The 25,741-nt window shown below is 70.0% G+C and carries 20 protein-coding genes and 7 pseudogenes; 15 read left to right on the top strand and 12 right to left on the bottom strand.

Annotation, left to right across the window (positions count from 1 at the left end; all coding sequences use genetic code 11):
- Positions 1-13: 13 nt before the first annotated feature.
- Together FNH08_RS02160 and FNH08_RS02155 are read right to left on the bottom strand one after the other, a co-directional pair.
- Entirely contained in the window at positions 14-631 is a 618-nt protein-coding gene (locus FNH08_RS02160; protein WP_152769504.1) for an Rv1733c family protein, read from the bottom strand.
- 153 nt (positions 632-784) lie between these two features.
- A pseudogene (locus tag FNH08_RS02155) lies at positions 785-1,607 on the bottom strand (universal stress protein).
- 224 nt (positions 1,608-1,831) lie between these two features.
- Here FNH08_RS02155 and FNH08_RS02150 point away from each other — a divergent pair.
- The 6 genes and pseudogenes from FNH08_RS02150 (at position 1,832) to FNH08_RS02125 (ending at position 8,998) form a co-directional block, all read left to right on the top strand.
- Positions 1,832-2,710, top strand: a complete 879-nt coding sequence (locus FNH08_RS02150; RefSeq protein ID WP_152769503.1) for a universal stress protein — start codon at positions 1,832-1,834, stop codon at positions 2,708-2,710.
- A gap of 79 nt (positions 2,711-2,789) precedes the next feature.
- Complete coding sequence (locus tag FNH08_RS02145) at positions 2,790-4,265, top strand: bifunctional aminoglycoside phosphotransferase/ATP-binding protein (protein ID WP_322723509.1); 1,476 nt, start codon at positions 2,790-2,792, stop codon at positions 4,263-4,265.
- A gap of 387 nt (positions 4,266-4,652) precedes the next feature.
- A pseudogene (locus tag FNH08_RS02140) lies at positions 4,653-5,898 on the top strand (PP2C family protein-serine/threonine phosphatase).
- 133 nt (positions 5,899-6,031) lie between these two features.
- Positions 6,032-7,060 carry an alcohol dehydrogenase catalytic domain-containing protein gene (locus FNH08_RS02135; protein ID WP_152769501.1) on the top strand — a complete coding sequence of 343 codons (1,029 nt, stop codon included), beginning with the start codon at positions 6,032-6,034 and terminating at the stop codon, positions 7,058-7,060.
- 91 nt (positions 7,061-7,151) lie between these two features.
- Positions 7,152-8,198: pseudogene (locus tag FNH08_RS02130) on the top strand (AMP-binding protein); the annotation flags it as partial.
- Between the two features lie 26 nt (positions 8,199-8,224).
- Positions 8,225-8,998, top strand: coding sequence for a hypothetical protein (locus FNH08_RS02125; protein ID WP_194238334.1), 774 nt, complete (start codon positions 8,225-8,227; stop codon positions 8,996-8,998).
- Positions 8,999-9,335: 337 nt separating this feature from the next.
- Here the strand turns inward: FNH08_RS02125 and FNH08_RS50545 are convergent, their stop codons facing one another.
- Positions 9,336-9,473: a hypothetical protein gene (locus tag FNH08_RS50545; RefSeq protein WP_194238333.1), complete on the bottom strand. Its 138-nt coding sequence runs from the start codon at positions 9,471-9,473 to the stop codon at positions 9,336-9,338.
- 191 nt (positions 9,474-9,664) lie between these two features.
- Between FNH08_RS50545 and FNH08_RS02120 the strand changes: the two genes are divergently transcribed.
- Positions 9,665-10,474, top strand: a complete 810-nt coding sequence (locus FNH08_RS02120; RefSeq protein ID WP_152769500.1) for a hypothetical protein — start codon at positions 9,665-9,667, stop codon at positions 10,472-10,474.
- A gap of 362 nt (positions 10,475-10,836) precedes the next feature.
- Here FNH08_RS02120 and FNH08_RS53850 read toward each other — a convergent pair.
- The 6 genes and pseudogenes from FNH08_RS53850 to FNH08_RS51490 form a co-directional block, all read right to left on the bottom strand.
- Positions 10,837-11,224 (bottom strand): annotated as a pseudogene (locus FNH08_RS53850) (TetR/AcrR family transcriptional regulator); the annotation flags it as partial.
- A gap of 433 nt (positions 11,225-11,657) precedes the next feature.
- Complete coding sequence (locus FNH08_RS02115) at positions 11,658-13,271, bottom strand: sodium/solute symporter (RefSeq protein ID WP_152769499.1); 1,614 nt, start codon at positions 13,269-13,271, stop codon at positions 11,658-11,660.
- Entirely contained in the window at positions 13,268-13,621 is a 354-nt protein-coding gene (locus FNH08_RS02110; RefSeq protein WP_152769498.1) for a DUF485 domain-containing protein, read from the bottom strand. Before FNH08_RS02110 ends, FNH08_RS02115 begins: the two co-directional genes overlap by 4 nt.
- Before the next feature lie 315 nt (positions 13,622-13,936).
- Positions 13,937-14,983, bottom strand: a complete 1,047-nt coding sequence (locus FNH08_RS02105; protein ID WP_322723500.1) for an NAD(P)/FAD-dependent oxidoreductase — start codon at positions 14,981-14,983, stop codon at positions 13,937-13,939.
- A complete protein-coding gene (locus tag FNH08_RS02100) occupies positions 14,980-15,177 on the bottom strand; it encodes a ferredoxin (RefSeq protein ID WP_152769497.1) in 198 nt (65 codons plus the stop codon). The genes FNH08_RS02105 and FNH08_RS02100 overlap by 4 nt, the downstream gene beginning before the upstream one ends.
- Before the next feature lie 10 nt (positions 15,178-15,187).
- The gene (locus tag FNH08_RS51490; protein ID WP_228033814.1) at positions 15,188-15,793 is read right to left on the bottom strand and encodes a cytochrome P450; all 606 of its coding nucleotides are present in this window, start codon (positions 15,791-15,793) and stop codon (positions 15,188-15,190) included.
- Here FNH08_RS51490 and FNH08_RS51485 point away from each other — a divergent pair.
- Positions 15,792-16,421 (top strand): hypothetical protein, encoded by a 630-nt coding sequence (locus tag FNH08_RS51485; protein WP_228033813.1) that lies wholly within the window; start codon positions 15,792-15,794, stop codon positions 16,419-16,421. The genes FNH08_RS51490 and FNH08_RS51485 overlap by 2 nt on opposite strands.
- A 282-nt stretch (positions 16,422-16,703) precedes the next feature.
- Here FNH08_RS51485 and FNH08_RS02090 read toward each other — a convergent pair whose 3' ends face one another.
- Both FNH08_RS02090 and FNH08_RS02085 read right to left on the bottom strand, forming a co-directional pair.
- Entirely contained in the window at positions 16,704-18,860 is a 2,157-nt protein-coding gene (locus FNH08_RS02090; protein ID WP_322723499.1) for a SpoIIE family protein phosphatase, read from the bottom strand.
- Positions 18,861-18,946: 86 nt separating this feature from the next.
- Positions 18,947-19,300 (bottom strand): DoxX family protein, encoded by a 354-nt coding sequence (locus FNH08_RS02085; RefSeq protein WP_152769496.1) that lies wholly within the window; start codon positions 19,298-19,300, stop codon positions 18,947-18,949.
- A 102-nt stretch (positions 19,301-19,402) separates the two neighbouring features.
- On the opposite strand from FNH08_RS02085, the pseudogene FNH08_RS02080 reads away from it, so the two are divergent.
- Positions 19,403-19,744 (top strand): annotated as a pseudogene (locus FNH08_RS02080) (AMP-binding enzyme); the annotation flags it as partial.
- Here the strand turns inward: FNH08_RS02080 and FNH08_RS02075 are convergent.
- A pseudogene (locus FNH08_RS02075) lies at positions 19,732-20,119 on the bottom strand (VOC family protein); the annotation flags it as partial. The pseudogenes FNH08_RS02080 and FNH08_RS02075 overlap by 13 nt on opposite strands.
- A 134-nt stretch (positions 20,120-20,253) precedes the next feature.
- Between FNH08_RS02075 and FNH08_RS02070 the strand changes: the two are divergent.
- The 6 genes and pseudogenes from FNH08_RS02070 (at position 20,254) to FNH08_RS02045 (ending at position 25,602) form a co-directional block, all read left to right on the top strand.
- Positions 20,254-20,934 carry a TetR/AcrR family transcriptional regulator gene (locus FNH08_RS02070; protein ID WP_152769495.1) on the top strand — a complete coding sequence of 227 codons (681 nt, stop codon included), beginning with the start codon at positions 20,254-20,256 and terminating at the stop codon, positions 20,932-20,934.
- Positions 20,935-20,980: 46 nt separating this feature from the next.
- A pseudogene (locus tag FNH08_RS02065) lies at positions 20,981-21,455 on the top strand (response regulator); the annotation flags it as partial.
- A 277-nt stretch (positions 21,456-21,732) separates the two neighbouring features.
- Positions 21,733-22,881 carry a tyrosine-type recombinase/integrase gene (locus tag FNH08_RS02060; RefSeq protein WP_152769494.1) on the top strand — a complete coding sequence of 383 codons (1,149 nt, stop codon included), beginning with the start codon at positions 21,733-21,735 and terminating at the stop codon, positions 22,879-22,881.
- Positions 22,878-23,204 carry a helix-turn-helix domain-containing protein gene (locus FNH08_RS02055; protein WP_250078730.1) on the top strand — a complete coding sequence of 109 codons (327 nt, stop codon included), beginning with the start codon at positions 22,878-22,880 and terminating at the stop codon, positions 23,202-23,204. Before FNH08_RS02060 ends, FNH08_RS02055 begins: the two co-directional genes overlap by 4 nt.
- Positions 23,205-23,383: 179 nt before the next feature.
- Complete coding sequence (locus tag FNH08_RS02050; RefSeq protein ID WP_152769493.1) at positions 23,384-24,697, top strand: hypothetical protein; 1,314 nt, start codon at positions 23,384-23,386, stop codon at positions 24,695-24,697.
- Positions 24,694-25,602 carry a site-specific integrase gene (locus FNH08_RS02045; RefSeq protein ID WP_152769492.1) on the top strand — a complete coding sequence of 303 codons (909 nt, stop codon included), beginning with the start codon at positions 24,694-24,696 and terminating at the stop codon, positions 25,600-25,602. The genes FNH08_RS02050 and FNH08_RS02045 overlap by 4 nt, the downstream gene beginning before the upstream one ends.
- Positions 25,603-25,741: the final 139 nt, after the last annotated feature.

The raw sequence follows: 25,741 nt of genomic DNA, 5'->3' as shown, positions 1-25,741 counted from the left end.
GGCCCGGGGCCTGTCACATGTGGAACCGCGCGGACCAGAGCGGCTCCACCAGGTCCCATTCGGCGTCCCACTGTGCGTACCTTCTGCGGTCCAGCACCAGGCGCATCCCTTTGCGCGTGGCGACGACGCCGGCGTACACGCCGACCGCTGTCATTCCGCCCATCAGCCAGCCCGCGGCCTTCGCGTTGACCGCGGACATCGGCGGGTCCTGAACGGTCCCTTCCCGGTCCACCCAGATCCGCACGGTCGAGCCTGCGGTCTTGTCCAGCGACACGCGGGCGGTTCCCGTACGCTGCCGTCCGTCCTCGCCGGTCCAGCTGAGCCGCACTCTCTGCTTCTCGACTGAGGCACTGCCCGGTGCTGCTTCAGGGGCCGAGGTCACCCGAGCGGTGACCTGGAACCGCTCCGCGGACTGCGCTTGAACCGTGCGCATCGTGGACGCGTGGACCGCCAGCCCCGCGCTCACCGAAGCCACCGGCAGTCCGAGGACAAGCACCACCAGCAGGAGGCCGGAGCACCAGGCTTCGACCTGATCGGATGTACGCCTCAGTGGGTTCACGCGCTTGGACGAGCGCCGCTCCTGGTGCGGTCGCTGCGGGCCGGATGCGCGCGGCGAGCCTTGTGCGCTCATAATCTGGCCTCCGGCTGTCGCTGGTGCTTTCCCCACACAACGCCTGCTTCCTCTACCATTTTCCGACGGCGGCAGAGCCCGGTCAGGGGGCCCAAGGTCCCTGCTGACCGGCTTCTCGTCCCGTCCTGCTCTTCCCGCTTCGCTCGTCACTGGTCATATCTGTGGGACGACCGCGACAGGACATGGCGCGTGATGCAGCACCGCATGGTTGGTCAGGCCCAACTGCAGGCCGACGTGCCCGTGTCTTCTGCGGGCCCCGACGACGAGCAGATCAGCGTCGGACGCGGCCTCCAGGAGCGCCCGTCGGGCTGAGCCCTCGACCACTTCCCTGCTCACCGGCACGTCCTGACCGATCCCCAGGGCCGAGCAGCGCGTCCGCGAGCACCTGCGCCGGTGGGCGCCGCATGGCCTGGAGCGCGTATCCGGACAGGCCCGGAGGCCCGGGGTTCCCCACCGGGGTGATCCAGGAGTGCACGGCCACCAGTCGACAGCGCCGCACGTGGGCCTCCCGGAACGCGAACTCCACGGCCGTACCGCTGCCCTCCCCGTCCTCGACTCCGACGACGACGTTCCCGAACCGGCCGTTCCTGTGCCCCACGCCTCCGCGCACGACGACGACCGGGCAGTCTGCGTGGGCGGCCACAGCCAGGCTGACCGACCCCAGGAGCAGGCCGGCGAGATCGCCGAGCCCCCTGGAGCCGAGTACCAGTGCGAGGGCGTTGCGCCCTCTGCCGATCAGGGCGGACGCCGCGTCCTCGTGGGGTACCTCACTCGACAGCCGCAGGGCCGGTGCGTTCTTCCTGGCTCGCTCCGAGGCGTCGGCGACCAGGCCGGACGCGGGCGTCTCGTGGTCCGGTGCGGCCGCGTGCACGAGATGGAGCGGCACCTCGTGACGGAGTGCCTCGTCCGCGGCCCAGTCCACCGCCTCAAGGCTCGCCTCGGACCCGTCGATACCGACCACCAGGGGAACCGCCACCGCTCCCACCTCGTTTGTTCCGGACTTCTCGCGAGCGCCGCTTGGCCGGGCACCACATGCGCCGCGAGGAGATCTGCGGTAGTCCTCGACGTAGAAGCGCAGTGCTCGGCGCCGAGCACGCCCCACGGCCGGCCTGCACAGCCACCCATTCACAGGGGGGCGGAGCCCGGACGGTGGCCATGCTCACCGTCCTTCCAGCTTCGTACGAGACAGAGGCAGTCGCCATGGAACGAGTCCTCACCGTCGGCCTCGACGGCTCTCCTGAGAGCCTCGCCGCCGCCCACTGGGCCGCCGACGAGGCCGAGCGGCGAGGCCTCACCCTGCGCCTGCTGCACGCGTGGCCCCTCCTCGCACCGGAACCGACCCGCATCCCCTCGGAAATGGACCAGAACTACTGGGCGAAGCGGCTCGTTCACCATGCCCAAGCGGAACTCCAGGCGCGGCACCCTGGCCTCATCGTCGTCGGCAATCTGGTCGCCGACGACGCCCAGGACGCACTACTCAACGCGGCGTCGGAGTCCGAGATGCTCGTGCTCGGTTCACGGGGCCTGGCCCCCGTGGAAAGCTACTTCCTCGGTGACATCAGCATGATCGTCGTGGGGCGCGCCGAGCGGCCCGTGGTCCTGGTGCGAGCCCGCGGGCAGGCAGAAGGGCTGTCGGCACCGGAACGAGACGCGCCCGGCGAGGTAGTCGTGGCGGTGAAGCCGCATGGCCCGGTCGACGAACTGCTCGAATTCGCCTTCACCACCGCCGCGGCCCGGGACCTGCGTCTGCACGCCGTCCATGGCCGCAGTGTGCCGCTCCACGCCTACGCCCCTTGGGGTGTGGACCACACCGTGACCCAGGAGATCGTCGAGGAGGCGCAGAAGCACCTCCGTCAGGCGCTCCGCCCCTGGTGCGAGAAGTTTCCGAGTGTGGTCGTGGCTGACACGGTCCGCCTCGACAGCCCTGCCAGGGCCATCGCGGGAGCCGCGGAGGGCGCCGAACTGCTGGTTGTCGGCCGTCGCAAGCACCATCCCAACCTGGGATCCCGACTGGGGCCCGTGGCCCAGGCCGCCGTTCACCACGCCCGCTGCCCGGTCGCCGTCGTCCCCCATGACTGAGCCGAGCCGCCGCAGGGAGCCGAGGGAGGCGGCGCGACGGGCCGACGTCCCCGGGACTCCGTCCCTCCCGCGCGCCGAGGTGCGCGAGACCCACACCGCGGTGGTGCTCTTCATCGGGGAACGCGCGTACAAGGTGAAGAAGCCACTCGACCTGACGTTCCTGGACTACACCACGGTGACCGCCCGGCGCGCCGCCTGCGAGAGGGAAGTCGCCCTCAACCGCCGCTTCGCCCCCGACGTCTACCTCGGCGTCGGCGAATTCCGCAGCCCGGACACGGGCGTCTCAGAACCCGTCGTGGTGATGCGGCGGATGCCCACCGAGCGCCGCCTCTCCCGGCTCGTAGGGGAAGGCGCCGCCGTCGACGACGTCCTTCGCGCGGTCGCCCGCCTGCTCGCCTCCCACCACGCGAGCGCACCTCGTAGCCGGGAGGTGGACGAGCAGGGCACGCGCGACGCGCTGTCCTCGCGCTGGGAAGCAAGCTTCACCCAGGTCCATGCCCTGTCCGACGACGACACCGCGCCCGACGGCGTGGAGGAGACCGAGCGCCTGGTGCGCCGCTATCTCGCCGGCCGCGAGCCCCTGTTCGCCACGCGGATCGAGCAGGGCCGGGTGGTCGACGGCCACGGAGACCTGCTCACCGAGGACATCTTCTGCCTCGACGACGGCCCTCGCGTCCTGGACTGCCTGGAGTTCGACGACCACCTTCGCTACGTCGACGGCCTCGACGACGCCGCGTTCCTCGCCATGGACCTGGAACAACTCGGCGCCCCGGAGGCCGCAGCGTTCTTCCTCGCCGAGTACAGCGAGTACTCCGGCGACCCGGCACCGTCCTCCCTGCGCCACCACTACGTCGCCTACCGCGCGTTCGTCCGCGCCAAGGTCTCCCTGATCCAGGCACGCCAGGGCACGCCGGGTGGGGAGGGGGCAGCACGCCGACTGATCAGCACTGCCCTGCGCCACCTGCGCGCCTCCGCCGTCGGCCTGACCCTCGTCGGCGGCCTCCCGGGCAGCGGCAAGTCGACGCTCTCCGGCGCGCTCGCCGACCGCCTCGGGGTCACTCTGCTCAGCAGCGACCGTCTCCGCAAGGAGCTGGCGGGCATCCCCGCGGAGCAGCCGTCAGCAGCTGCCTACGGCGAGGGCCTGTACTCGACCGAATGGACCAGCAGGACGTACGCCGCACTGCTCGACCGCGCGTCTACGCTTCTGTCCCAGGGTGAGTCCGTCGTCCTGGATGCCACCTGGCACGACGCCGCACAGCGCGAAGCCGCCCTGCGCCTGGCCGAACGCACGCACACCGACCTCGTCGCCCTCCACTGCCAGGTTCCGGGCGAGGTGACCACGACCCGCCTCGCCACCCGCGCGCCCGGTGCGTCCGACGCCGGCCTCGACGTGGCCACCGCCATGGCTGTCACGGAACCGCCATGGCCCGAGGCTGTCAGGGTCGATACGAGCGGCTCCCTGGAAGCCGCGGTGGTCCAGGCGCTGGCAGCGATTCGCCCGCGCGCCGACAGCCCGGCCCCGCTCTTCCGCCGCCCCTACATGGAGCCGGACTAGACGAGTTGGTACGCCACGCCGGCATGGCCGGGCTGAGCGGCTGGCTGTCTCTGATCGGCGCAACAGCGTCCCCATCCGGCCGACCACGACCGCTGGGTGACGGTGTCCGATTGTTTCTCGGTCCTCCCGGTGATCAGACATCGTTGATCTCGGCGTGGGTGGCCAGTTATGCCTGGTGAGGGCTGGGAGACGGGCCCGAACTGCCATCAGCGCGGACGCGTGTACGCACATTCGCGGGATCACGCGTGCACGTCGTTACGTCTGCGGCTACGAGAGGCTCCCGAGGGTGCCGGACCCGCTTCCTGGTCCCCGTCAGGTGAGCCAGGACGTGGTCGCTTCTAGATTGGAAGTGCAGGCAGTCGCGCTCGCAGGTCACGGGAGCGGGTTATGACAACGGACATCGATTTCACGGCTTTCTTCGAAGCCACATCAAGCCCGTACCTGGTACTGGACACGGACCTGGTGATCCGCTACGTCAACCCCGCATGCCTGCAGGCCACTGGACGGAGCAGGGAAGAACTGGTCGGTAACTACTTCTTCGACGCCCTGCCGGAAAACCCCGGCGTCCCGGAGGACGACGCAGAACGGAACCTGAAGACGTCACTGCGCCGGGTCCTGGACACCGGGAAACCGGAAACCCTGGTGCTGCAGCGGTACGACATCCCCGCCCCCGGCCAGCCGGGCGGGTTCGAGGAGCGGTGGTGGTCCGAGATCCACACACCCCTTCCCGGGCCGGACGGCAGGGTGAAATGGATCGTTCAGCGGGCCGAGGACGTTACCGCCTTCGTCCACTCACGCCGGGCACGCCGGCTCACCGAGGAATTCACCGAGCGGGAGAAAGGCATGGCGGCCGAACTGTACGTGCGGGCCCGCGAGTTGCATCGGCTGAACCAGGAACTACGCCAGGCCCACGCCCGCGAACGACAGATCGCCGTCGCCCTGCAGGAAGCCATGCTCTACGTCCCCGCCCTGAACGAGCGCAGAGAGAACATCGCCGTGCGGTACCTGCCCGCGACCACATCACTCAACGTGTGCGGCGACTGGTTCGGCATCGTCGACCTGCCGCCCGGCCGCTACGCCGCGGCAGTCGGAGACGTCGTCGGCCATGGCTTGGACGCCGCGGCCGTCATGGGCATGCTCCGCAGCGCCCTGAGCGCAGCCATACGTGCCGTCCCCAGCCCTGCCCAGGCCCTGGAATTCCTTGGCCTGTACTCCCGCTCCCTGGAAGGCGCCACAGCCGCAACCGCGGTCAAGGTACTCGTCGACTCTCGCACCAGACTGATCATCTACAGCAGCGCCGGACATCCGCCGCCCGTCCTGCTCCACTCCGACGGGGCCTGCGAGCTGCTGGACAAGGCCACCGATCCGCCCGCTCGGCGCACGCCTGCACCATGTCCCCCGCCACCAGGCCAGCCTCACCTACACCCGAGGGGACACCCTCGTGCTGTACACCGACGGCCTCATCGAACGCCGCGGCGAGGACATAGACGTCGGCCTGGAACGCCTGACCACAGCCCTGGCTCAGGAGATCGGCACCCGCGCCCCCGAGCAACTGGCCGACGCACTGCTGGACCGCCTCGACGTCACCGGTGGAGGCCCCGACGACATCGCCTTGGTCGTCATCCGCCTGTAACGGTCCCGCCCGTGGCGAGCGGGGCCGTCGCCGGGCAGCACCCGGTTGCCACCCAGCGGTTCCGAACTTCCCCGGTTGCCCGCACCTTCTGGGAGAGCGACGGTGGAAGGAGGCAGCCAGGGAGTGGGTGACCATGCGAGCACTCGTCTACCACGGCCCCGAACAGATCTCCTGGGACACGGTCGCTGATCCGGCGATCGAGGATCCGACCGATGCGGTCGTGCGCGTTGAAGCCACCACCATCTGTGGCAGTGATCTGCACATCCTGCGTGGCGACCTGCCCGAGGTGAAGCCAGGAACGGTCCTCGGTCACGAGGCCGTGGGCGAGGTGGTGGAAGTGGGCCGCGAGGTGCACTCCATGGCCCCGGGGGACCAAGTGATCGTGTCGTCCGTCTCGGCCTGCGGGCGCTGTGAGTTCTGCCGGGACGGCATGTACGGGCAGTGCCGCGGCGAAGGCGGGTGGATCCTCGGAAACCTGCTCAACGGGACACAGGCCGAGTTCGTACGGGTGCCGTTCGCCGACTACTCCACCCGGCGGCGGCCCGGATCCCTGGCACTCGATGACGCCGTACTGCTCGCCGAAGTGCTCCCCACCGCCTACGAGGTCGGCGTGCGGAACGGACACGTGGGCCCCGGGGACACCGTCGTCGTGGTGGGCGCCGGCCCCGTGGGACTCGCCGCGGTCGTCATCGCTCGGATCTACTCGCCCCGCAGAATCATCGCCGTGGACCGGTCCCCCTCCCGGCTTGAAGCCGCCGCTCGTCTGGGGGCGGATTCCGCCGAGCTTCCCGGGCGACTGATCGCCGATCTGGCCGAGGGACCCGGCGCCGACGTGGCCATCGAGGCCGCCGGAGATCCGGACAGCTTCATCCTCTGCACACGGGTCATCCGCTCGGGCGGCCATATCGCCAACATCGGCACGCACGGCAAGCCGACCACGCTGCACCTAGAGGCCCTGTGGCGCAAGAACATGACGATCAGCACCGGTCAGGTCGACACCTCCTCCCTGCCCTGGCTGCTCGACCTGGTGGCCTCCGGGCGCCTGCACGTCTCCCAGCTCGTCTCCCACACCTTCGGCCTCAGCCGGATGGAACACGCCTACGACGTCTTCTCCCACGGCCCCGACACCGGCGCCCTCAAAGTCGTGCTGCACCGCGAGTGAGCCCGCTCGGGCCTGAGGGAGCCCGAACGGGCCGTCCGGCCCCCAGGCCAGGGCCGTCCGGCCCTACGACTCGCCGGTCAGCGACGGTGGAATGGAAATGAGCCGAGGGCCATCAGGAGACACGGCGAAGCGGAGCGAAACCGCGCACCGTGCAATTCGGGCCCGCAAGAAGCGGGCGGCCCTCGGCCCCCAGATTGCCGGCAGGATGCCGCGGCCCGTCGGGTCGGGCCGTGCCTGCGACCGACATGCGGCCAGGGCTGGGCTCGGCGACTCTGGAGATCAGGGGCAGTGCCGGGATGAGCAACCCATGCACTGGGAAACGATCCACAAGGACACCGCACCGGTCGTCCTTCCCCGTCTCATCGACTACGACCGGGCCCGCTCCGCCTTCACATGGCCGCAGGCGCGCACCGCACTGGCCGGGCTGCCCGGCGGCGGACTCAACATGGCCCACGAGGCGGTTGACCGGCACGCGGCGTCGGACCGCGCGGACAGGGCCGCGTTGCGATGCATCGCCCGGGACAATTCCGTCCACACCGTCACGTACCTGGAACTTGCCCGCCGTACGGCCCGCGTCGCGAACGTCCTGCGATCACTCGGCGTCGGCCCTGGAGACCGGGTGTTCACCCTGCTCGGCCGCTGCCCCGAGCTCTACACGGCAGTGCTCGGCACGCTGAAGAACGCGAGCGTGCTGTGCCCGCTCTTCTCCGCGTTCGGCCCCGATCCGGTGGAGCAGCGCCTGCGGCTCGGCGACGCCCGTGTGCTGGTGACCACCGCGGCCCTGTACCGGCGCAAGATCGCCGACCGGCGGGCGGCGCTCCCCGATCTCGACCACGTCCTCATCGTCGGGCCCGGCGCCGACGAGCATCCCGGCACGCTCTCCTTCGACGAACTGATGTCCGCGGCCTCGGACGCGTTCACCGTCCCGCCGACCTCGCCGGAGGACATGGCGCTGCTGCACTTCACCAGCGGAACCACCGGCACCCCCAAGGGCGCCGTCCACGTCCACGAAGCGGTGGTCGCCCATTGCGCCACGGCGGCGTACGCGCTCGATCTGCACCCCGAGGACGTGTACTGGTGCACGGCCGATCCCGGCTGGGTCACCGGCATGTCGTACGGCATCATCGCCCCGCTCGTGCACGGCGTGACAATGGTCAGCCACCGGTGGAGGCCCTGGAGATCGTCAGTCTCATTCTGGACGCGCACCATGCCAACGACAGCAACCTGCCCAACCTGGAGGCGCTGGCACGTAAACGGAAGAGCGGCGGTGACACACCGTTCGACCGGCAGGTTCTCAGCGTCATCGCGGCCCGCAACAACTGGCGTTCCCAGCTTCTGGCTTGGCACAAGGAGTCCGGCCGTACCAGCTTCCAGCGCAACTTCCTGCTGGCCTGCGCCACCTTGCGCGGGGCGTCCGTTGCGCACGTCTACGCCAGCACAGCCGACCTGGCATCCGTCTTCGGGGACGGTGACCCATCCCTGAGGGGACAGCAGGAACCCGGCGTCATCGAGATGGTCGACTCGATCGAGGCCGAACTGCTGGCCGACGACACCGTCACCTTCAACCGCCCCGAATGGGACGACGCGGCACTGGAGTACTTCTGGGTCGATCGGCCCCTGTCCCGGGTGAAGTTCCTGGAGTGGCTGGCCGACGCCCCCTTGAAGAAGCCCAAGGCCGCGCTCGAAACGCTCACTGACGCAGAACGGCAGACGATGGCCGAGCGCATCGGGAGCTTCGCCCTGCGGTGGGCGGTACGTCATCGTCGACAAGAACCACTGCGCCAGCTGGTCTGGCGTTGGCACAACACCCCGCTGTGGCCATCGGCCGTGGAACTCCTCACGTCAGCCTGTCTACAGACGGCCAGCGCCTCCTACATCCACGAAATGCTGCTGCAGTGGGCCAGGACCGGCAACGCCGTTCGTCGGCAGGCTCACTGAAGACAACGCGCAGGACTTCCTGAAAATCCTGCGCAGCGCGATGACCACACTCGGCCACCGGCACCTGGCCGAGGAGATCGCGGCCGTCGAGGAAGCGGAGTGAGTCTAAGCCTGCTGCGCTGGGTACTGGCCCCGCGCACGAGCCTGCTCGCGCGCCGCATCCGCAAGAACAGGGATCACGAAATGTCCCCGGACACAGCCTGGCGGCCGGCCCGTTTACGGCTGCACCCCGACGAGGTGCCACCGCAACCATGGCCACGGTCCGCCGTCTTGACCGTCGCCGGCTGACCGGGCTCAGCGCCTTCACTCGCACCTTGCTGACGGCTTGAGCTCCGAATCACACGGCGGGGATCGGATTGCGCGCGTGGATCTCGTGGACAGACCAGCCGCGGGCCGTCATCGCCTCGACGTACGGTTCGGCTCGTGTGCGGTGCGCGGCGAAGGCGAGCAGGTGAGTGGGGCGGGTGGCGCCCACGAAGACGAGTTGCGCCGCGCGCTGGATCGTGACCAGGGCCTTGGAGGCATCCTGCTGTCGGCTCAGCAGTCCGAGGACCTCGTGTACGTCGTGCTTTTTACCGCTGCGTTCCAGGCATTCGAGGATGAGTGTGGCCGTGTGGGTTTCGCCCTTGGCGCTCTGGATCGATCCCGCACCGACGCCACCACACCGTGGTCCGCATCAGCCGACGCCTCGGGCACGGGCGCCGGCTGGGCGATGTACGGGATGTGGGCGAGGGGATCTGCGAGACGGGCGACACCTTTCAGGGGGCTCTTAGTCAGGTCGGGCAGCAGCCGCAGAAGGCGGGCGGTGAGGACTGCCCATTCGAGGTGGCTGTCGAGTGGGCTCGTCAGCAGATCGTGCAGGAGCAGGCGTGCCCGGCCTCCGGCGGTGGCCGGGTCTCGGTCCAGTCGCCTCAGCGGGGGCAGGCCGCCGACACTGGCGAGTCGGGCTACGTCACGGATTGCGTTCCACAGGAGTGTGATCGCTGCGTGGTTGTCGCCGGATTGCCGCTGGGCCTGGGCGGTGCGTGTCGTCGTGCTGAGACTGCCGGTTGTCTGGACCGGCGTGGTGGTGAAGCCGGGTACGTAGCAGGAGAGGGATTGTGGAAAGGCCTTGGCGCTTCCCCGTGTGAGGCGGGCGCCCAGGACGCGAGGTGGGCTGTCCAGCAGCAGTTGGCGGGGGACCGTGGCCGCTGCCATCCGTTCGAAGGCCGGTACGACCTCGGCGACGGTGTCGTCGTCGAAGAGCAGGAGGGCGACGGTCCCCTCATGGCCGGCGCCGTCGATGCGTTGGTTGCGGTGGACCGTGAGGTCGCTGGCGAGTGCTGCAATCTTGCTGCCGAACCGGCGGCTGACGGGGAGTTGGGCGGCGTGCGGCAGCGGGAACGACGAGGGCTGTGCGGCATCCGGTGCGTCGGCGAAGATGCGCTGGTTGAACTAGCTGACGGGCCTCATGCATCGCGGTCGGAATCTGGCTGACAGTGAGGTGCAGCATCGGATGCTCCGCTTCCCCCTCGGTGATCAGTAACACCAAGGACAGGTCGGCGCCGGGTCGGGCGGAGGGCCTTCGAGGAAGCGGCGAACGGCCGGACGGCTCCGGAGCAGGCTTGTGGCTCCATGGGTTCGCGCGGGCGGCGCGGTGACGCTCATCAGTCCCGTCGGGTGACGAAACGGGCTCGACGGCAGGCATGGGGAGATCTGCGGATTGGTGCCTGCCGGCGGGGGCTGTGTGGGGTAGCACTGGGCCCTATGCCTGTTCTCGGCGCTGCAATCCCGCGAGCTGTGCCGCCGCGTCCTCCGCGCCCTGGATGCCGCCGTGGACCGGCAAGCCATGGTCGACAAGCCGACGCCAGCACCTCCGCCACCCGCTCCGCACCGAGGTCCCGCTTGACCAGCGCCAGGAGCGGCCGGCATCGGTCACCTACGGACCGCATCGACAGCACGAGGCCGGCCCTACCCGCTCGACCGGCGCCGCCTGTGCGCGTTCGGCACCGGCGACCACCGCGGACCGAAGCCTCTCGGAGGCTTCGTCGGCGAGGGCCTCCGGCAGTGCGGCACGACCGGGGAAGTGGCCGAACTTTGTGCGCCGCACGACACCCGCAGCGCGAGCCGGCTCCTCCGACGTCACATCCGGGTGGGGCCCGAGGTCCCGACGGGCCGTGACCAGGATGCACGCTCGGTTCGCCTGGAATCGTGGCCCAACGGTTCACGGACGACTGGCGCGGACACGGAGACCTCGATGGATCAATGCTGAGATGACGGCTCCGCCCGGACAGGGAGCGCACGCATTCTCGCTCGGAGGCGCATCACGCTGCCGAACGGCCTTCTCAGGCGCCCACACCGCCGCGCCGCTGCTCAGCCTGCGGGCGCGGAGGACCGTTCCAATGCGAAGCGCTGATCCGGATCGTCGGCCTCCTCGCCCCAGAGGCGACGTATCTGGCGAAGTCGATAGGGGAGGTGAATCGCCCAGCCGCTCCGCGACCTCAGGGACGCCGGCACGGGGGGGCCGATACCGAGATCGTGTGCCGCTCCTGCCTGATGGCCTCACCAAGGCCATCAGGCAGAGGCCTCGCTCCCGAACATCCCGGCGACGCCCGGCCCAGTGAACTGCTGCTCCGACGTGAACCGCGCGATGTCCGGGTCTTGCCACGGCACGGGAACCTCACGGGGAGCCGGGCGGCTTGCCACCGATCAGCAGTGCGGTCTGCGTCTCGACGTAGCGGTCATGATCGGCGTCGGACCGACGGCTGAGCAGACTGCCCGCCCAGCCGAGGAAGAACCCGACGGGGACGGTTACCAGCGCGATGTTCTGCAGCGGAAACCAGTGGAAGTCCCGGTGGGGGAAGAGGGCTAGGGGGCCACCGGAGACAGCAGGGCCGAATGCTTCGAGGACAACGCAGCAGGCCAGTGATCCGTAGAGCGTCCACAGAAGTCCGGTTCTGGTGAGGCCCTTCCAGAAGAGGCTGTACACCAGTGCGGGGAGAATCACTGAAGCGGTCAGTGCGGCGGCGAACAAACTCAGGGCCACGATGCTCCAGTGGTGCAGCACAACAGCCAGGTACACGCTGACCAGGCCGAAAGTCATCACCGCTGCACGCGCCACGTTCAGTTCGCTCCGTTCACCACCGCCACCTCGACTGCACACCCGGGCGTACAGGTCGTGCGCCAGCGACGCGGAGGCGGCCATGGTGAGCCCGGCGACGGTGCCGAGGACGGTGACGAACGCGGCGCAGGCGACCATGGTGAACAACAGCCCGGTGCCGCTTCCGGCAAGGGCATTGGCGAGCAGGAACAGCGCTGTGTTTCCCTGCGGGTCGTGCGAGGCGATGACCGCGGCGCCCAACGTCGCCGTCGCGCTCAGCCCGGTGAGAACCATGGCGCCATAAAACAGCGTGATCATGACGACGGCGGCAGTGGAGGCCCGTCTGGCCGACGTCCCGTTACGGGAAGCGCTCACCCTCAAGAGGATGTGCGGAAACACGGCGGACCCCAGGACGATGGTGACGCACAGCGAGACCAGATCCAGTCGGCCCGTCATCGTGTCCCCATACAGCAGGCCGGGGGCATAGAAGGATTGCGCCCTGCCGCTGTGTCCGGCGGCGGTCTCCAACAGGATGCCCAGATCCCAGTGGAAACGGCTGAGGGCGGCCCAGCTCACCGCCACAACCGTGCCGAAGACGACGATCACCTTGACGATCTCGATCATGCTGCTCCCCCGCATCCCGCCGAACGCGGCGAAGGAGACGATCAACGCTCCGATGAGAGCCGTGCAGACCTCGGCTGCACCGGGTCTGTTCAACCCGAGGACGTATGCCGTCACATCACCTGCCACCGTGAGCTGTACGACCATCACCGGCATGCATACGGCCAACGTGATCACGGTGCCCGCGACCCTGGTCGCCGTGCCGGTCACACGGCTTTCCAGGATGGCACCGAGGGTGAAACGCCCGGTGTTGCGCAGGGGTTCGGCCAGCAGAAGAAGCACGCCGAGTGAGGCGATGGCGCTGATGGCGACGAACATGCCGTCGTAGCCCGCGAGGGAAACGGCGCCGACAGCGCTGAGCAGCGCGGTGGTGAAGATGAAGTCGCCGGACAGAGCCAGAGCGTTTTTCGTCACGGACAGGGACCGGTTGGCGGTGAAGAAGTCGGCGACCGTGTCGTTGTCCATACCCGCGACCAGGCAGAGCAGGAATGAGACGATGACGACCAGCAGAAATGCCATCAAGGGTGCGAACAGGCCGGAATCGCCGGCCGCGAGGATTGCGCCGGACGTCATGATCTCCCCCAGAGAGCCGACTCGGACGCCGCTGCCCGGCCACGCAGTTCCTCGGCCCTCGGATCGCAGTGGACGCGACAGGCGCGCTCGTACCACAGGGCCGCGACCACCAGGGTCAGCGCAGCGGTGCCGAGCACCAGCATTCCGAGGGTGAACGGGCCGAACACAGGGGCGGCTAGGCGGATCCCAGGGATCAGGTCCAGCAGGAGGGGAACGCCGACAGCGGACAGGTTGAGCACGAGCAGGCGGACCCTGAGCTTCCCCGAGGTCCGTCGCAGGTGCTGCAGAGCAAGGTGGTCAGTGGCTGCTTGCGGTGGTCTGGAACCGGGCGGACGGTCGTGGATGTACATGATGCGCGCTCTCTGGATGGAGGGAGGTGGAACTTCCGGGCTGTCCGGGCCTCTGAGCGCAGCGTTCGACGCTCCGAGGCAGGCGTGGTACTCGATCAGGGAGGGCTTGTCCCCAGGGGCTGGGTTGATCGGCCGGGTGCGCCGTGGAAGAGAACCCCGGCGATTACCGCGCCCCGTGGCTCCCTTACGCCGCGACGCTCATCGCCGCCGTCAGGTGACGGCGGCAAAGACGTGGCGGCCAAGGCCCGTAGCGCGGCGACCGGCTTGCGCAGTCCGTAGGCGACGCCGTCGACGTTCCGTCGGCATGGCTCCAGGTCAGCAGTGCGCGTCCGTCGGGCACACTGCCCTGCACTGTGGTCGGTTCACCGAGGAGCGGCAGACGGCCGACGATCTTGACGGTGAGATCAGCGACCTCGGTCCAGAAGTAGTCGTCCTGCGCTGATCCCGGCGGAGGAAGACCGAGTGCCGAGGCCGCCGCGGTCCTGCCCTGGGCGACGGCGTTGGACCAGAAGGGCGCACGCCGGTCGGGCTGTGTGCCTTGCCACGGAGGTAGGTGACGTCGCCGACGGCGAACACGCCGGGTGCGGTGGTGGCGCAGGCACCGTCAATGCCGACGCCGAGGCGGTCGGCGAGGCCGGTCCCCGTCAGCCAGCCGACGCACGGTACTTCTCCGGCACAGGTGACCACGAGGTCCGCGGTGAGTTCGGTGCCGTCCGGGAGCGCCGCGCCGCCCACGGGGTCGCCGGTCAGGGTGGCGAAGCCGGTGGCCTGTACGAAGCGGATGCCGTGTGAGACGGCACGTGCGGTGATCTCGGCGGACAGGTGGTCGCCGAGGATGCGTTCCAGCGGCCGGTCGGCGTCCACGACGGTGACCGGGATGCCACGGGCCGCGCAGGCGCTGGCCACCTCCATGCCGAGGAAGCCGGCGCCGACCACGATCGCCGACTCGGCGTCCGCCAGGCGGGTGCGAAGCAGGCGGGCGTCGTCCAGGGTGCGCAGGACGAGTTCGCCCCGCTGCCGGGGGGCGGCGAGCCGGCGGGCGTCCGCGCCGGTGGCGACGATCAGCGCGTCGTAGCCGACCTGGCGGCCGTCGGCGGTCGTGACGGTACGTCGGCGGGTGTCGGCGGCGACGGCGGGCGAGCGGATGATGTCGGCGTCGAGGCCGTCGCGGGCCAGGCCCAGGGGCTGGTCCGCTGCCGGGCCCTTCAGGACCACCTTGGAATGGGGCAGGCGAGAGTACGCGCCGTGCTCCTCGGCGCCGATGAGCGTGACCGGTCCGGTGTGGCCAGTGCGCAGGTGGCGGGCGGCGGTGGTGCCGGCGAGTGACTCGCCGACGATGAGCACCGAGCGCGGTGCGCTCACGACAGGACTCGCAGGACGGCGACCGGGCAGGCGTTGAGGGCCGCGCGGGCGGCGAGCTGATGCTCGTCGGGGACTTCGGTGCCCTCGAAGCGGTAGGTGAGTTCGGCGTCATCGTCCAGGCTGAAGACGTCAGGGGCCTGGTCGGCGCACAGGCCGTGGCCTTCGCAGCGTGGATAGTCGACGGAGATCTTCATGGTGCTGTCCTCAGCTGTCCTGGAACGGGCGAGCGGCGGGGTTCAGGCGCGGATGAGTTCGAGTGGCAGGCGCTCGAGGCGGTGGATGACGTTGTTCAGGGCCCACTCGGGTGGGCCGGTCACCTCGATGCGGTCGACGCGTTCGACCAGGGCGCGCAGGATCGCGGAGGTCTCCAGGCTGGCCAGGCCCTGGCCGGCCCAGCCGCTGGGTGCCCTGTCCGAAGCCGAGTTGGCGGGCGGCGTCGCGGCGGATGCCGAAGGTGTCCGGGTCGTCCCACTCGAGCGGGTCGCGGTTGGCGGAGCCGTACAGGACCAGCACCCGGGAGCCCTTGGGGAGGGGGGTGCCCGCGAGTTCCGTGTCCTGGGCGGCGGTCCTGGAGAAGGCCCGGATCGGGGATTCGTAGCGGACGACCTCGTTGACCGCTTTCGGGACATGGTCCGGGTCCGCCTTCAGCATGCGCCACTGTTCGGGGTGAACGGCGAACAAGTACAGGGCACTTGAGATGGCGCTGATGGTGGTGTCCAGGGAGAGCGCCAGGTAGTCGATCATCATGGTGGCGCACTCCGCGGGCATGATCCGGCCCTCGTCGGCGGCGCGGAGCAGGTCGTGGCCCATGCTGCCCTCCAACACGGACCGGTCGCGCACGGACACCGCGCGCGTAGCGCAACATGCCGAGGGACGCGGGAAGTGTGCGTACCGCCTGGCAGTTGAGCGGGCCCAGCGCGTCGAAGGTGGCACCGGCCCAGCGCAGCAGGTGCTCACGGCCCTGCTGGGGCCAGCCGACCAGGTCGGGGACGACGGACATCGGCAGGGCCGTGGCGACCTCGACGGCATCCGCCGTCCGGCGGGCGACGGCGGCGGCGACCACGGCGGCGGCCTGCTGGTCGACGGTGTCCTTCATCGTGCGCAGCGCCCTGGGGGTGAGGCGGTGCGCGAGGAGGGAGCGGCGGCGGGCGTGGTCGTCGCCGTCACTGAACAGGGTGGTGCCCTGGCCCACACGGTTGGCGACGGGGTTCAGGGCGACGCCGTCCGAGGAGCCGAAGGTCTCGTCGTCCAGCAGCACCTGCTTGCATTCGGCGTAGCGCGGCAGGGCGTGGACCTTGTGCTTGCTCAGCCAGACCACGGGGCCGAGTTCACGGAGCGCGGCGTAGTGCGGATACGTGTCGCGAATGGCCGACGCCGAGTACAGGTCGGGGTGGTAAACGGGAATCTCCTTACGCATGGGCAGGAAGAGCCCTCCTGAGTGAACCGTGCGAGAGCGAGGGGGCATGACGGTGCATGTGGGGCGGGCTGGTCTGTGGACAGCCGTTAAGAGCGCAGCCTCGGTGAGTTCCCGCTCCTCGTCCCGTTGCACAGACGGGCGCCGTCAGCGCTACAACGCCGTAATGACGAAATAATCAAGCGTGATGAATTGCGCCGTCAAGGGTTACGGCAGAGGAAACGATGAACTCATCAGATCTGCGGGAGCTCCCCTTGCATGCCGCGGCCAGTGGCTGGTCACGCAGCTCACCCCACCAGGCGCCGACTAAAGGACGGAAGCCGGCTCCGAGTGCTCGGCGTGGTGCTCCTCGACCAGCTCGGCCCAGACCGTCTTGCCGTGCCGGACGTGGCGCGTTCCCCAACGCTCGGCGAGCTGGGCGACGAGGAGCAGGCCGCGTCCGCCCTCGTCGGAGGCGCGGGCCCGGCGCAGGTGGGGGGTGGTGCTGCCGGCGTCGGACACCTCGCACAAGAGGGAGCGGTCACGGATGAGGCGCAGGCGGATGGGTGGCCGGCCGTAGCGGATGGCGTTGGTGACCAGTTCGCTGACCACCAGCTCGGTGATGAAGTCGAGGTCCTGCAGTCCCCAGGTGGACAGCTGCCGGACAGCGCTCGAACGGGCCCGGGCGACGGCTGCCGGGGCGGCGTCCACGTCCCAGGCTGCGACTTGGTGGTCCCCGAGGGCGCGGGTGTGGGCGAGCAGCAGGGCGGCGTCGTCGTGGGGTCGGCCTGTGGGCAGCAGGGCTTGGAGCACGGTGTCGCAGGCGGCCTCCAGGGAGGCGGAGGGTTGTGCGAGGGCGCGGCGCAGGAGGGTGAGGCCCGCCTCGATATCACGGTCGCGGGCTTCGACCAGGCCGTCGGTGTAGAGGGCGAGCAGGCTGCCTTCGGGTAGGTCGACCTCCGCCGCTTCGAACGGCAGTCCGCCCAGGCCCAGCGGGGGGCCGGGCGGCAGATCCAGGAGTTCGACGGTTCCGTCGGCGCTCACCACGACGGGCAGCACGTGCCCCGCGCGGGCCAGGGAGCAGCGGCCGTCGACGGGGTCGTAGACGGCGTACAGGCAGGTGGCGCCGACGTCTCCGGCCGTTTCCGTGTCCGGGTCGGCCGAGGCTTCGGCGGAAAGCCGGATGACGACGTCGTCCAGGTGTGTCAGCAGCTCCTCCGGAGGCAGGTCGATGTCAGCGAGGGTGCGCACAGCGGTCCGCAGGCGCCCCATCGTGGCGGCGGCGTGGATGCCGTGGCCGACCACGTCGCCCACGACCAGGGCGACCCGGCCTCCGGACAGCGGGATGACGTCGTACCAGTCACCGCCCACACCGGTCTGGGCACTGGCGGGCAGGTAACGGCAGGCGACATCGACAGCGGACTGCTCCGCCGTGCGCCGTGGCAGCAGACTGCGCTGGAGAGTGAGGGCTGTGGCCCGGGCGTGTGTGTAGCGGCGGGCGTTGTCGATGGCCACGGCCGCCCTGGCCGCGATCTCCTGGGCAAGGAGCAGATCCTCGTCATCGAAGGGAACCGGGTTGCGGTGACGGCAGAACCGCGCGACGCCAAGAGTGGCGTCGCGGGCGCTCAGCGGCACCACGAGTGTCGAGCGGGCAGGGTGGGCGCCGACGGCGTCGGCCGGATCCGGCGGCGTCGCCGTGTGCCGGGAGGGCCGGCCGGTGGTCAGGGCGCGAGCCGTGACCGATCCGTCCGGGCAGGTGTGAACCGCCCCCAACTCGACCGTCGACTCGGGGCCGCCTTGCGCCGACGACGCCTGGGCGACCCGGTGCAGTACGAGGGGGCCGGGCACCGAAGTGCTGTGCTCGTGGACCACGGAGTCGAGCAGGTCGACGGTGACCACGTCGGCGAAGTGGCCGAGGGCGAGGTCCGCCAGCTCCTGGGCGGTGCGGGCGATGTCCAGGGTGGTCCCGATGCGCAGGCCGGCCTCGTTCACCAAGGACAGCCGCCACTGCAGTCGCCGGTCCCGCTCCTCCTGGAACGCCGTGACACCCTGCTCGGACGCGTCGTCCACGTATCCGTTCGCCATCGCGAGCAGGAGGCGCGATGCCGCGCTGATCAACTCCGCATCCTTCGTCAGCCCCGGCATTTCAGCGAGCAGTCTGTCCAGGATGACGCCCTGACCGAGCCGGAAGGCCCGCAACAGAACGGTGACCGGCGTGCCATGCCAGGCCAGCCGACGCGCGCGTTCCAGCTCGGCGGCCGGCGGATCCATCTCGCTCGGCTCGATGCCGTATTCGAGGCCGGCCAGCACCCCTACGACATGCTCGGCGACGTTTTCGGACGTCATGCGGACGAGATCCGGGTTGCTCCACAGTTCGGGAACCTCACGCCGCAGGCACCGCACCACATCGGCGATCACCTCGTCCGCAACCGACCCGAGGTCGCCGGCGACACGGGACACAAGGCTGGCGGCCGTGTACTCCACACTGTCGACGGTACGCCGTACAAGAGGCCCGTGAGTTGTCGGGCATCGATACCGTTTCCTGCTCGATGCGGCGCGCACCCGGGCCGTCAGCCGGTCGCGATCGCCGTCCCGGCGTACGCGCCTGCCGTCAGGGCCAGGACGGCGGCGGGCAGGGCCTGCACGGGCGGGTCGCCGTGGCGCAGGTGAACCACCGCGGCTGCCACCATGAGGACAGCCAGCCCGGCAGCGGCGGCCACCCCGAGCGGGGCCGACGCCAGGCCGAGCAACAGCCCGGCGGCTCCCGCGACTTCCAGGGTGCCGATGACGCGGTAGAGGCCCGGCGACATGCCCAGGTGCGCAGCTGCCTGCCGCATGAACGGCACCGCGGCGATCTTCGCCAGCCCCAGTGGAAACAAGACCAGGGACAGCGCGACGGCGAGGGTGCTGTGTGCGGTTGTCATGACGATCGGTCCCTGCGTTCGGCGCCCAGGCGGGCGTAGTAGGCGATGAGTTCGGGGGCATCCACGGAGGCCAGGTTGACGACCTGCTCGACCGGGGCGCCCTGGATCACGGTCACGGGACACGGCTCGGTGATCGTGCACAGCCGCTCCGACAGCACCTTGAACCGCAACGGCGTACGCCTGGGCAGCGCCGACATCCACGACGTCGTCGAACGCCTCCCCGAGGTCACCGAGGCCCTAGTCATCGGCGCAGAGGAACCCGACGGCGGCTACTGGATGCCGCTGTTCGTCGTCCTCGCCGCCGGGGGGACCCTGGACGACCCGCTCCGCGAGAAGATCAAGGAGGCGATCCGGACCGGGGCCTCCCCCCGTCACGTCCCCGACGACATCCTCGAAGTGCCGGGTATCCCGCACACCCACACCGGCAAGAAACGGCCGCCGCCCGGCACGTCCGCGTCCCGCACGTCGGCAGGTGGAGCGCGCCAGCCGGTCCAGGTCGGTCCGCTCCGCCGCGCGGTACGCCGGGCCGATGAAACGGGACGTACGCCCGCACCGGATCACCATGCAAGGCGTACCGGCGAAGGTGCCCCGCAGCCACAGCGCACTCTCCGTGCACGCGGCGACCTGGAAGCCGAAGCCCGGGCGAAGACCTCGGCCCGCTCCAGATCCGGCTTCTCGAACTCCAGCCAGGCCGAGTCCGCCACCTTGATCACGGGATTCCGGGAGCGGCCGGGATGCTCCCCGCAGAGCGCCCTGTTCGCCGTACAGGTCCTGGTGGGCCGTCCTGACATCGGGCTCGTGGACGCGGGTTTCAGACATGGCGCCTCCGAGCAACAACACCGCAATGAGGAAAGCATCAGATTTGACAGGCTCGTCATCAACGTGTTCGCCGCAGGAAATGATGAACTCATCAGAGCTGCTGTCGTCATCGCCCGGGCAGGTAGACTCTGTGCATGTCTACGTCTGCTCCGCCCAGCAACCGGTTCGAACGGCGCCGCGCCGAGACCCGTCGCGCGCTCATCCGTGCCGCCCGCCAGATACTCGCCGAGGCAGGGGACGCCGGTGCCAGCATCCAGGCGATCGCCGAGCGCGCCGACGTCGGCTTCGGCTCCTTCTACAACCACTTCCAGTCGAAGACCGAGCTGTTCGACGCGGCGGTGGTGGACGCTCTCGAGGAGTTCGGCCAGAGCACCGATGAACGCCTGGCAGGCATCGACGACCCGGCCGAGCTCGTCGCGGCGGGCTTCCGGCTCAGCGCCCGTATGGCCGACTCCCACCCCGAGCTGATGCAGGTCCTGCGCCGCCGCGGCCTCGGACACATCCACTCGGACAACGGTCTGTCCCGGCGGGCCCTGCGTGACCTCGGGGTCGGCGTGGCCTCCGGCCGCTTCACCGCCGTCGATCCGGCGGTCGCCCTGACCGCACTCGGCGGAACCCTGCTGTCCCTGGTGGAGCTGAGATTCGCCCGCTCCGACCTGGACGGCGACGAGGCCGCGGTGAACCTCGCCGAGATGGTTCTGCGCATGCTGGGCCTCCTACCGGACGACGCCCACGAGGTCGCCCGGCGCCCCCTCCCCGACCCCGCCTCACCGGCCCCTCCCACGCGGGTAGCGACGAACTCGGCAGGAGAGTGAGCGATCGGCCGGTGAAGCCGGCGCCGATCGCGTCCCCCGGCGGGGCGTGACGGCGCACAGGCGCAGCCCCTCGGGAAGGTTCCGCTCGGGCTTCGAACTCATCCTGGTCTCGGCGGACATCGAGGTCATCGCGACCGCGAGCGGGTGCGACGCCGTGGAGACCGTCCGTCGGGAGCGGCCCGATGTGTTGCTGCTGAATGTCTGGATGCCGGACGTCGACAGGCTCACCCTCCTGCGCGAGCTGCGGGCGAGGCCGGATCCGCCGGTGGTGGCGATGCTGACGACGTTCGACGCCGACGCGTACATCCTGACCGCACTGCACTGCGGCGCTGCCGGTTTCCTGCTCAATGACACCGAGCCGGAGCGGCTCGCCCAGCCGGTGCGCACCCTGGCCGCGCGCGGTGTGGCGCTCTCCCCCCAAGGCGTCGCGGACCTTGCTGCACAGTCACCCCGGGACGGGCCCAGCCGTCGATGAGGAGGCCGCCCGGGTCCGGCTGCTCACCGCGCGGGAGCGTGATGTGCACGAGGAGCAATCCCTGGCCAATCGCGTTGACTGGCTCGGCCGCTTCCCACTCTTTGCGCGACAGACGCGTGCGCCGGGCGGCCTCCCGGGCCTTCCACATTCGCGGACACCGCAGTGGCGCAACTGGAGTACGCACGGGTTCCTGAGTGGGGACCAGGGGCACGATCGGGTGAAGTCAGCAGGTAGGAGACCCATGTTCGAGCCGTCCCTCAGGGGTGTGAGATTCCCGCAATCACTCGCAGATTCTGCGAGTGGCACTCGTAATCTGCGGGTTCATGGGGGAATCCGAAACCCGTTCCCTGCCCCCTGGACGTGATGCGGTGGGTCTGGCGGAGGTCTCCTCTCTCCATACCTACCGGAACCGTTCGGGGCAGCAGGATGAGCGGTCGTACTTCTTCGACACACTCGCGGAGTACCAGTGGGCGCGGGATGCGGCGGGGTTGATGCCGTCGTCGATTGACCAGCTGGTCAAGCCGGTGATCGAGCTGTGCGAGCACTACGACGTCGTGCCGTGGCAGCTCACGCCGGCCGCGTTGGACCGTTACTTCGCGGGTCCGGGCAAGCGTGCCCGGTCGACGGTCCTTGCGAAGATCAGCAAGATCGATGCGTACTTCGCGTTCCTGGAGCAGCGGTACGCCGGGGAGATCCATCGGCTGTTCGGGGCGGTCGTGGAGTCGCCGGTTGACCCGTTCAACCGGCCCCGTCATCGTGGCGACTTCGGGTTGCGGGTGCCTCCTTCGCCGCGGGCGATGCGGGAGTTCTTCACGGCGTGGCGGAGTGCTTTGCCGCAGGCCCGTAAGGAGGCGGTGGCGTGCCGGGACTATGTGATGGCGAAGATCGCCTACGTGTCCGGGGTGCGGGCTGCGGAGCTGTGCGGGGTGGCGCTTGGTGACGTGCACTGGGAGTCGGGCCGGTGGGGCCGGTTCGTGGTCCAGGGCAAGGGAGCCCGCGGGTCCGGTCCGAGGCCGCGGGAGGCATTCCTGTTCGAGGAGGGCCGCGAGCTGCTGTGGTGGTACGTGGAGGAGGTCCGCGGCCTGTTCCAGGATGACCCGGAGCATCCGGCGGCGCCGCTGTTTCCCTCCGAGCGGCTACCGAAGCCGGTGGCGGCGCTGAACCTTCCGATCGCGCCGGCGATCGTCCCGGCGACGTTCCGGCGGGCGTTGAAGTCGGCGTCGCGGCTGTATCTGCCGGGTCCGGTGCCGGAGTTGTTCCCGCATCTGCTGCGCCACGCGTGCGCCACCCACAACTACGAGCGCGGCATGACGTTGTGGGAGGTGCAGCGGATGCTCGGACATATCTGGACGACTACGACGGTCAATTACCTGGCAACGGCCCAGGCCGATCCTGAGCAGGCGGACCGCTGGCGGCAGTCGGCGGCGCGGGCCGGGCAGCGGCTGGTCGCGGATAGGGGGAGTTTGCGGTGAAGTGGAATCTGCGCTGGGCAGCGGCCAAGCGCGACATCTGGCGGCCGGTCGACCTACAGGCGGCGTTCGCGAAGGTGGGGTTCACGCCGTCGCTGAGCAAGGTCGCCGCTCTGTGGGGCGGCACTCCGGTGACGGTGCGGCTGGAGGACCTGGACAAGATCTGTGCGGCGCTGGGGTGCACGGTGGCCGACCTGATGGAGGCCGAGCCGGTGGCTGCCGCCGGGGGCCAGGAGGAGCAGGAGCGGGCGGTTGGCGGCGAGGCGGGGCCGGTGCGGCCGGTGCCGCGCCGGGACGGCCCGCGCCGGCTGCGGCCGCCGAACTGACGGTGGGGGCTGCGGTGGTGGTGCGGCAGTGTGGGCTCTGCCTGGACTGGGGCGTGTCGCGTCTGTGGGAAGGGCTGTGCTGGAGCTGTCGTGGCTGGCTGGAGAACCGGGGGACAGCGCGGTGTCCGCGGTGCTGCCGGGTCGGGGCTGTGGACAGTGACGGACTGTGCCGTCCGTGCGTGATCGCGGTGCGGGAAGAGACCCGGGCAGGTATCGATGCCGTCTTCCCGGGGCCGACCCAGCTGCACGTCTTCGTGCTGGGTCTGGGGCAGCAGGGTGCACGGAACCTGCCGCGTCCCCGAGGTGCTGCTGCTCCCTATCTGGGGCCGCGTGAGGTGCGGCAGCTGGTCGACGACCCGAGGATCTGTCCGGCGGTGATGCGCGGGCAACTGATGTTGTTTCCGGTCCGGCGGCGCCTGGAGCGGAGCGATGCCCGGCGGATCAGTGGCCGTACGTGGCCGGAGGAGGAGGTCCTGCAGGCGCTCGCCGGGCAGCGGGCGGCGAATGCGGGGCTGTCCGGGACGTGGCCGAAGATGGTGCTGCGGCTGATCAGGTGTGCGCTGGCAATCCGGGATGCCGAGGGGGAGGAACTGATCGCGCAGGAGATGCTCGATCAGGTGCAGTTGCCGTTGAAAGCTGCCGCCGCTGAACTGCTGGCGCAGGCAGGGATGTTGAGGCCGCGCACGACCCCGCCCTCGGCGGCTTGGCCGGTGCGGTCCTGCGCGGACTGTGCGTGCTGGGGCGTTACGGCAACCCGGTGCCGTGGGTGTCGCGAATGGCGGAACAACCGTGAGCGCTACCGGGTGGACCGATGTCCGAGATGCCGGCGGGACGATCTGCCGGTGCACGCGGAGGAGGGCTTGTGCCGCGCCTGCCTGGCCTACGTGCGCGAAGTCGGCGCTGAGTCGGCGGCGGTGCCCTTCACGCAACTCGCCTTCGCCGGACCGCTCGCGCACCAGCTCAATCGGCGGGCCGGGGAGCTGGGCTTCGTCGTGCACAACCGGTCCGGCCCAGCCTCTCGTTCACGCGCCCGGCCCCGCACGACGCCCTCCCCGGAGGGACAGACGGTGGCTATGCCGGTAGGCCCGGGGCAGCTTTATCTGTTCTCGATGCCGCGGACCTGGCAGCGCAAGCAGCGCGCCCGCGTCATCGCGCTGCCACCGTTGTCTCCACTGCCGGCTCCGGCGCAGGAGCTGTTGGATACCTTCACTTCCGCCTACCCGCGGTCCTGGCTCGCCGACAAACGCAACGTGCCGGGCGGTGCGGCCGTGGTCTTGCATACTCTGCTGGCCCGGCTGGGGCCGCACGTGCCGATCCCCGAGCGGGACGTACGTTCCCTGGCCGGGACCGTTGCGGCCGGCACCGCTGCCACGCGCCGCGTGATCTCCTTCCTCCTCGCACACGCGCTGCTGGAGGCGGACGAACTCTCCGAGACACCCGCACAGCTGCTCACCGCATTCAGCACCAAGCACCCTCACACGTACCGGACTTGAGCCAGGAACGGCGCGACCGGTACGACGCGAAGGCCCTGCACACGCGGATCGCTCAGCTTCCCGCTCCGATGGCCGACCAGCTGAGCGCCTGGGTGCGGGTGCTGCGCGGTCGCGGCCGCTACGGGCACGCCCCGGCCGGCTTCCGGCGCATCCGTCACTATCTGCGCATCGCCTGGCCGACCCTGACCGCGTGGACGGGGGCCGGGTTGGACCTGCAACAGGTCACCGCCGATCACATCACGAGCGAACTCGCCCGCCATCAGGGCAACGTGGCCCGCGGGCTGCTCAGCGTGCTGCGCAGCATTTTCCGGGCCCTGAAGCAGGAGCGGCTGATCTTCCTCAACCCCACGGCCGGGCTGCAGTTGCCTGCTGGAGTACACCTGCCGCGGCCCTTGTCCGGCGATCGACTGGCCGGAGCCCTGGACCGGCTGGATGGTCCCGCCGCGCGCCTCATCGTCGCCCTGGTCGCCATCCACGCCGTGCGTGCCGTGGAGGTCGCCCGGCTCGACCTGGCCGACCCCGACCTCGCCCGCCGAACACTGGCGGTGCGCCGGGGTGAAGGCATCCACCTCGTCTACCTCGACGACCTGAGCACCGACCTGGTGGCCGACTGGCTGCGCGAGCGCCGCCGCCGCTGGCCCCAGGCCACCAACCCGCACCTGCTCATCACCTCCCAGACCTACCGGCACCCGGCCTCTCCTCAGATCAGCTACTGCGCGATACGGGCCGCGTTCGACCAGATCGGGCTGCTGCCACGGCAGGTATGGGCCGACCTCATCCTGGACGAGGCCCGGGAGACCGCCGACCCGGTCCACCTCGTCCGCCTCTTCGGCATCCACCCCGGCATCGCCGTGAAGTACGTACACGCCGCGCACCCGGACAAGGCCCTGCCCCGGATCCGCTAACCGGGCGACACCGTCCAACCCCACGGCGTGCGGTGGAAGACGTCCACCATGCCTTCGACTTGGTCCCTGCCGGATCATGCGGCGGAGCCCAACTGGGACGGCTACCGGGCACTCGTGGGCCGGCGGGCCGACGGCGTGT

The organism is Streptomyces spongiae, assembly GCF_009377185.1.
Classification (GTDB): domain Bacteria; phylum Actinomycetota; class Actinomycetes; order Streptomycetales; family Streptomycetaceae; genus Streptomyces; species Streptomyces spongiae.
The sequence above is the reverse complement of the archived record's forward strand: the minus strand, read 5'-3'. Positions and strand labels throughout refer to the sequence as shown.

Bases quoted from the DNA above. Each gene is read 5' to 3' on its own strand.
- FNH08_RS02160 (WP_152769504.1), bottom strand. From the start codon at position 631: ATGAGCGCACAAGGCTCGCCGCGCGCATCCGGCCCGCAGCGACCGCAC.
- FNH08_RS02150 (WP_152769503.1), top strand. From the start codon at position 1,832: ATGGAACGAGTCCTCACCGTCGGCCTCGACGGCTCTCCTGAGAGCCTC.
- FNH08_RS02135 (WP_152769501.1), top strand. From the start codon at position 6,032: ATGCGAGCACTCGTCTACCACGGCCCCGAACAGATCTCCTGGGACACG.
- FNH08_RS02115 (WP_152769499.1), bottom strand. From the start codon at position 13,271: ATGACGTCCGGCGCAATCCTCGCGGCCGGCGATTCCGGCCTGTTCGCA.
- FNH08_RS02110 (WP_152769498.1), bottom strand. From the start codon at position 13,621: ATGTACATCCACGACCGTCCGCCCGGTTCCAGACCACCGCAAGCAGCC.
- FNH08_RS02100 (WP_152769497.1), bottom strand. From the start codon at position 15,177: ATGAAGATCTCCGTCGACTATCCACGCTGCGAAGGCCACGGCCTGTGC.
- FNH08_RS51485 (WP_228033813.1), top strand. From the start codon at position 15,792: ATGCTGCCCTCCAACACGGACCGGTCGCGCACGGACACCGCGCGCGTA.
- FNH08_RS51490 (WP_228033814.1), bottom strand. From the start codon at position 15,793: ATGGGCCACGACCTGCTCCGCGCCGCCGACGAGGGCCGGATCATGCCC.
- FNH08_RS02085 (WP_152769496.1), bottom strand. From the start codon at position 19,300: ATGACAACCGCACACAGCACCCTCGCCGTCGCGCTGTCCCTGGTCTTG.
- FNH08_RS02070 (WP_152769495.1), top strand. From the start codon at position 20,254: ATGTCTACGTCTGCTCCGCCCAGCAACCGGTTCGAACGGCGCCGCGCC.
- FNH08_RS02060 (WP_152769494.1), top strand. From the start codon at position 21,733: ATGGGGGAATCCGAAACCCGTTCCCTGCCCCCTGGACGTGATGCGGTG.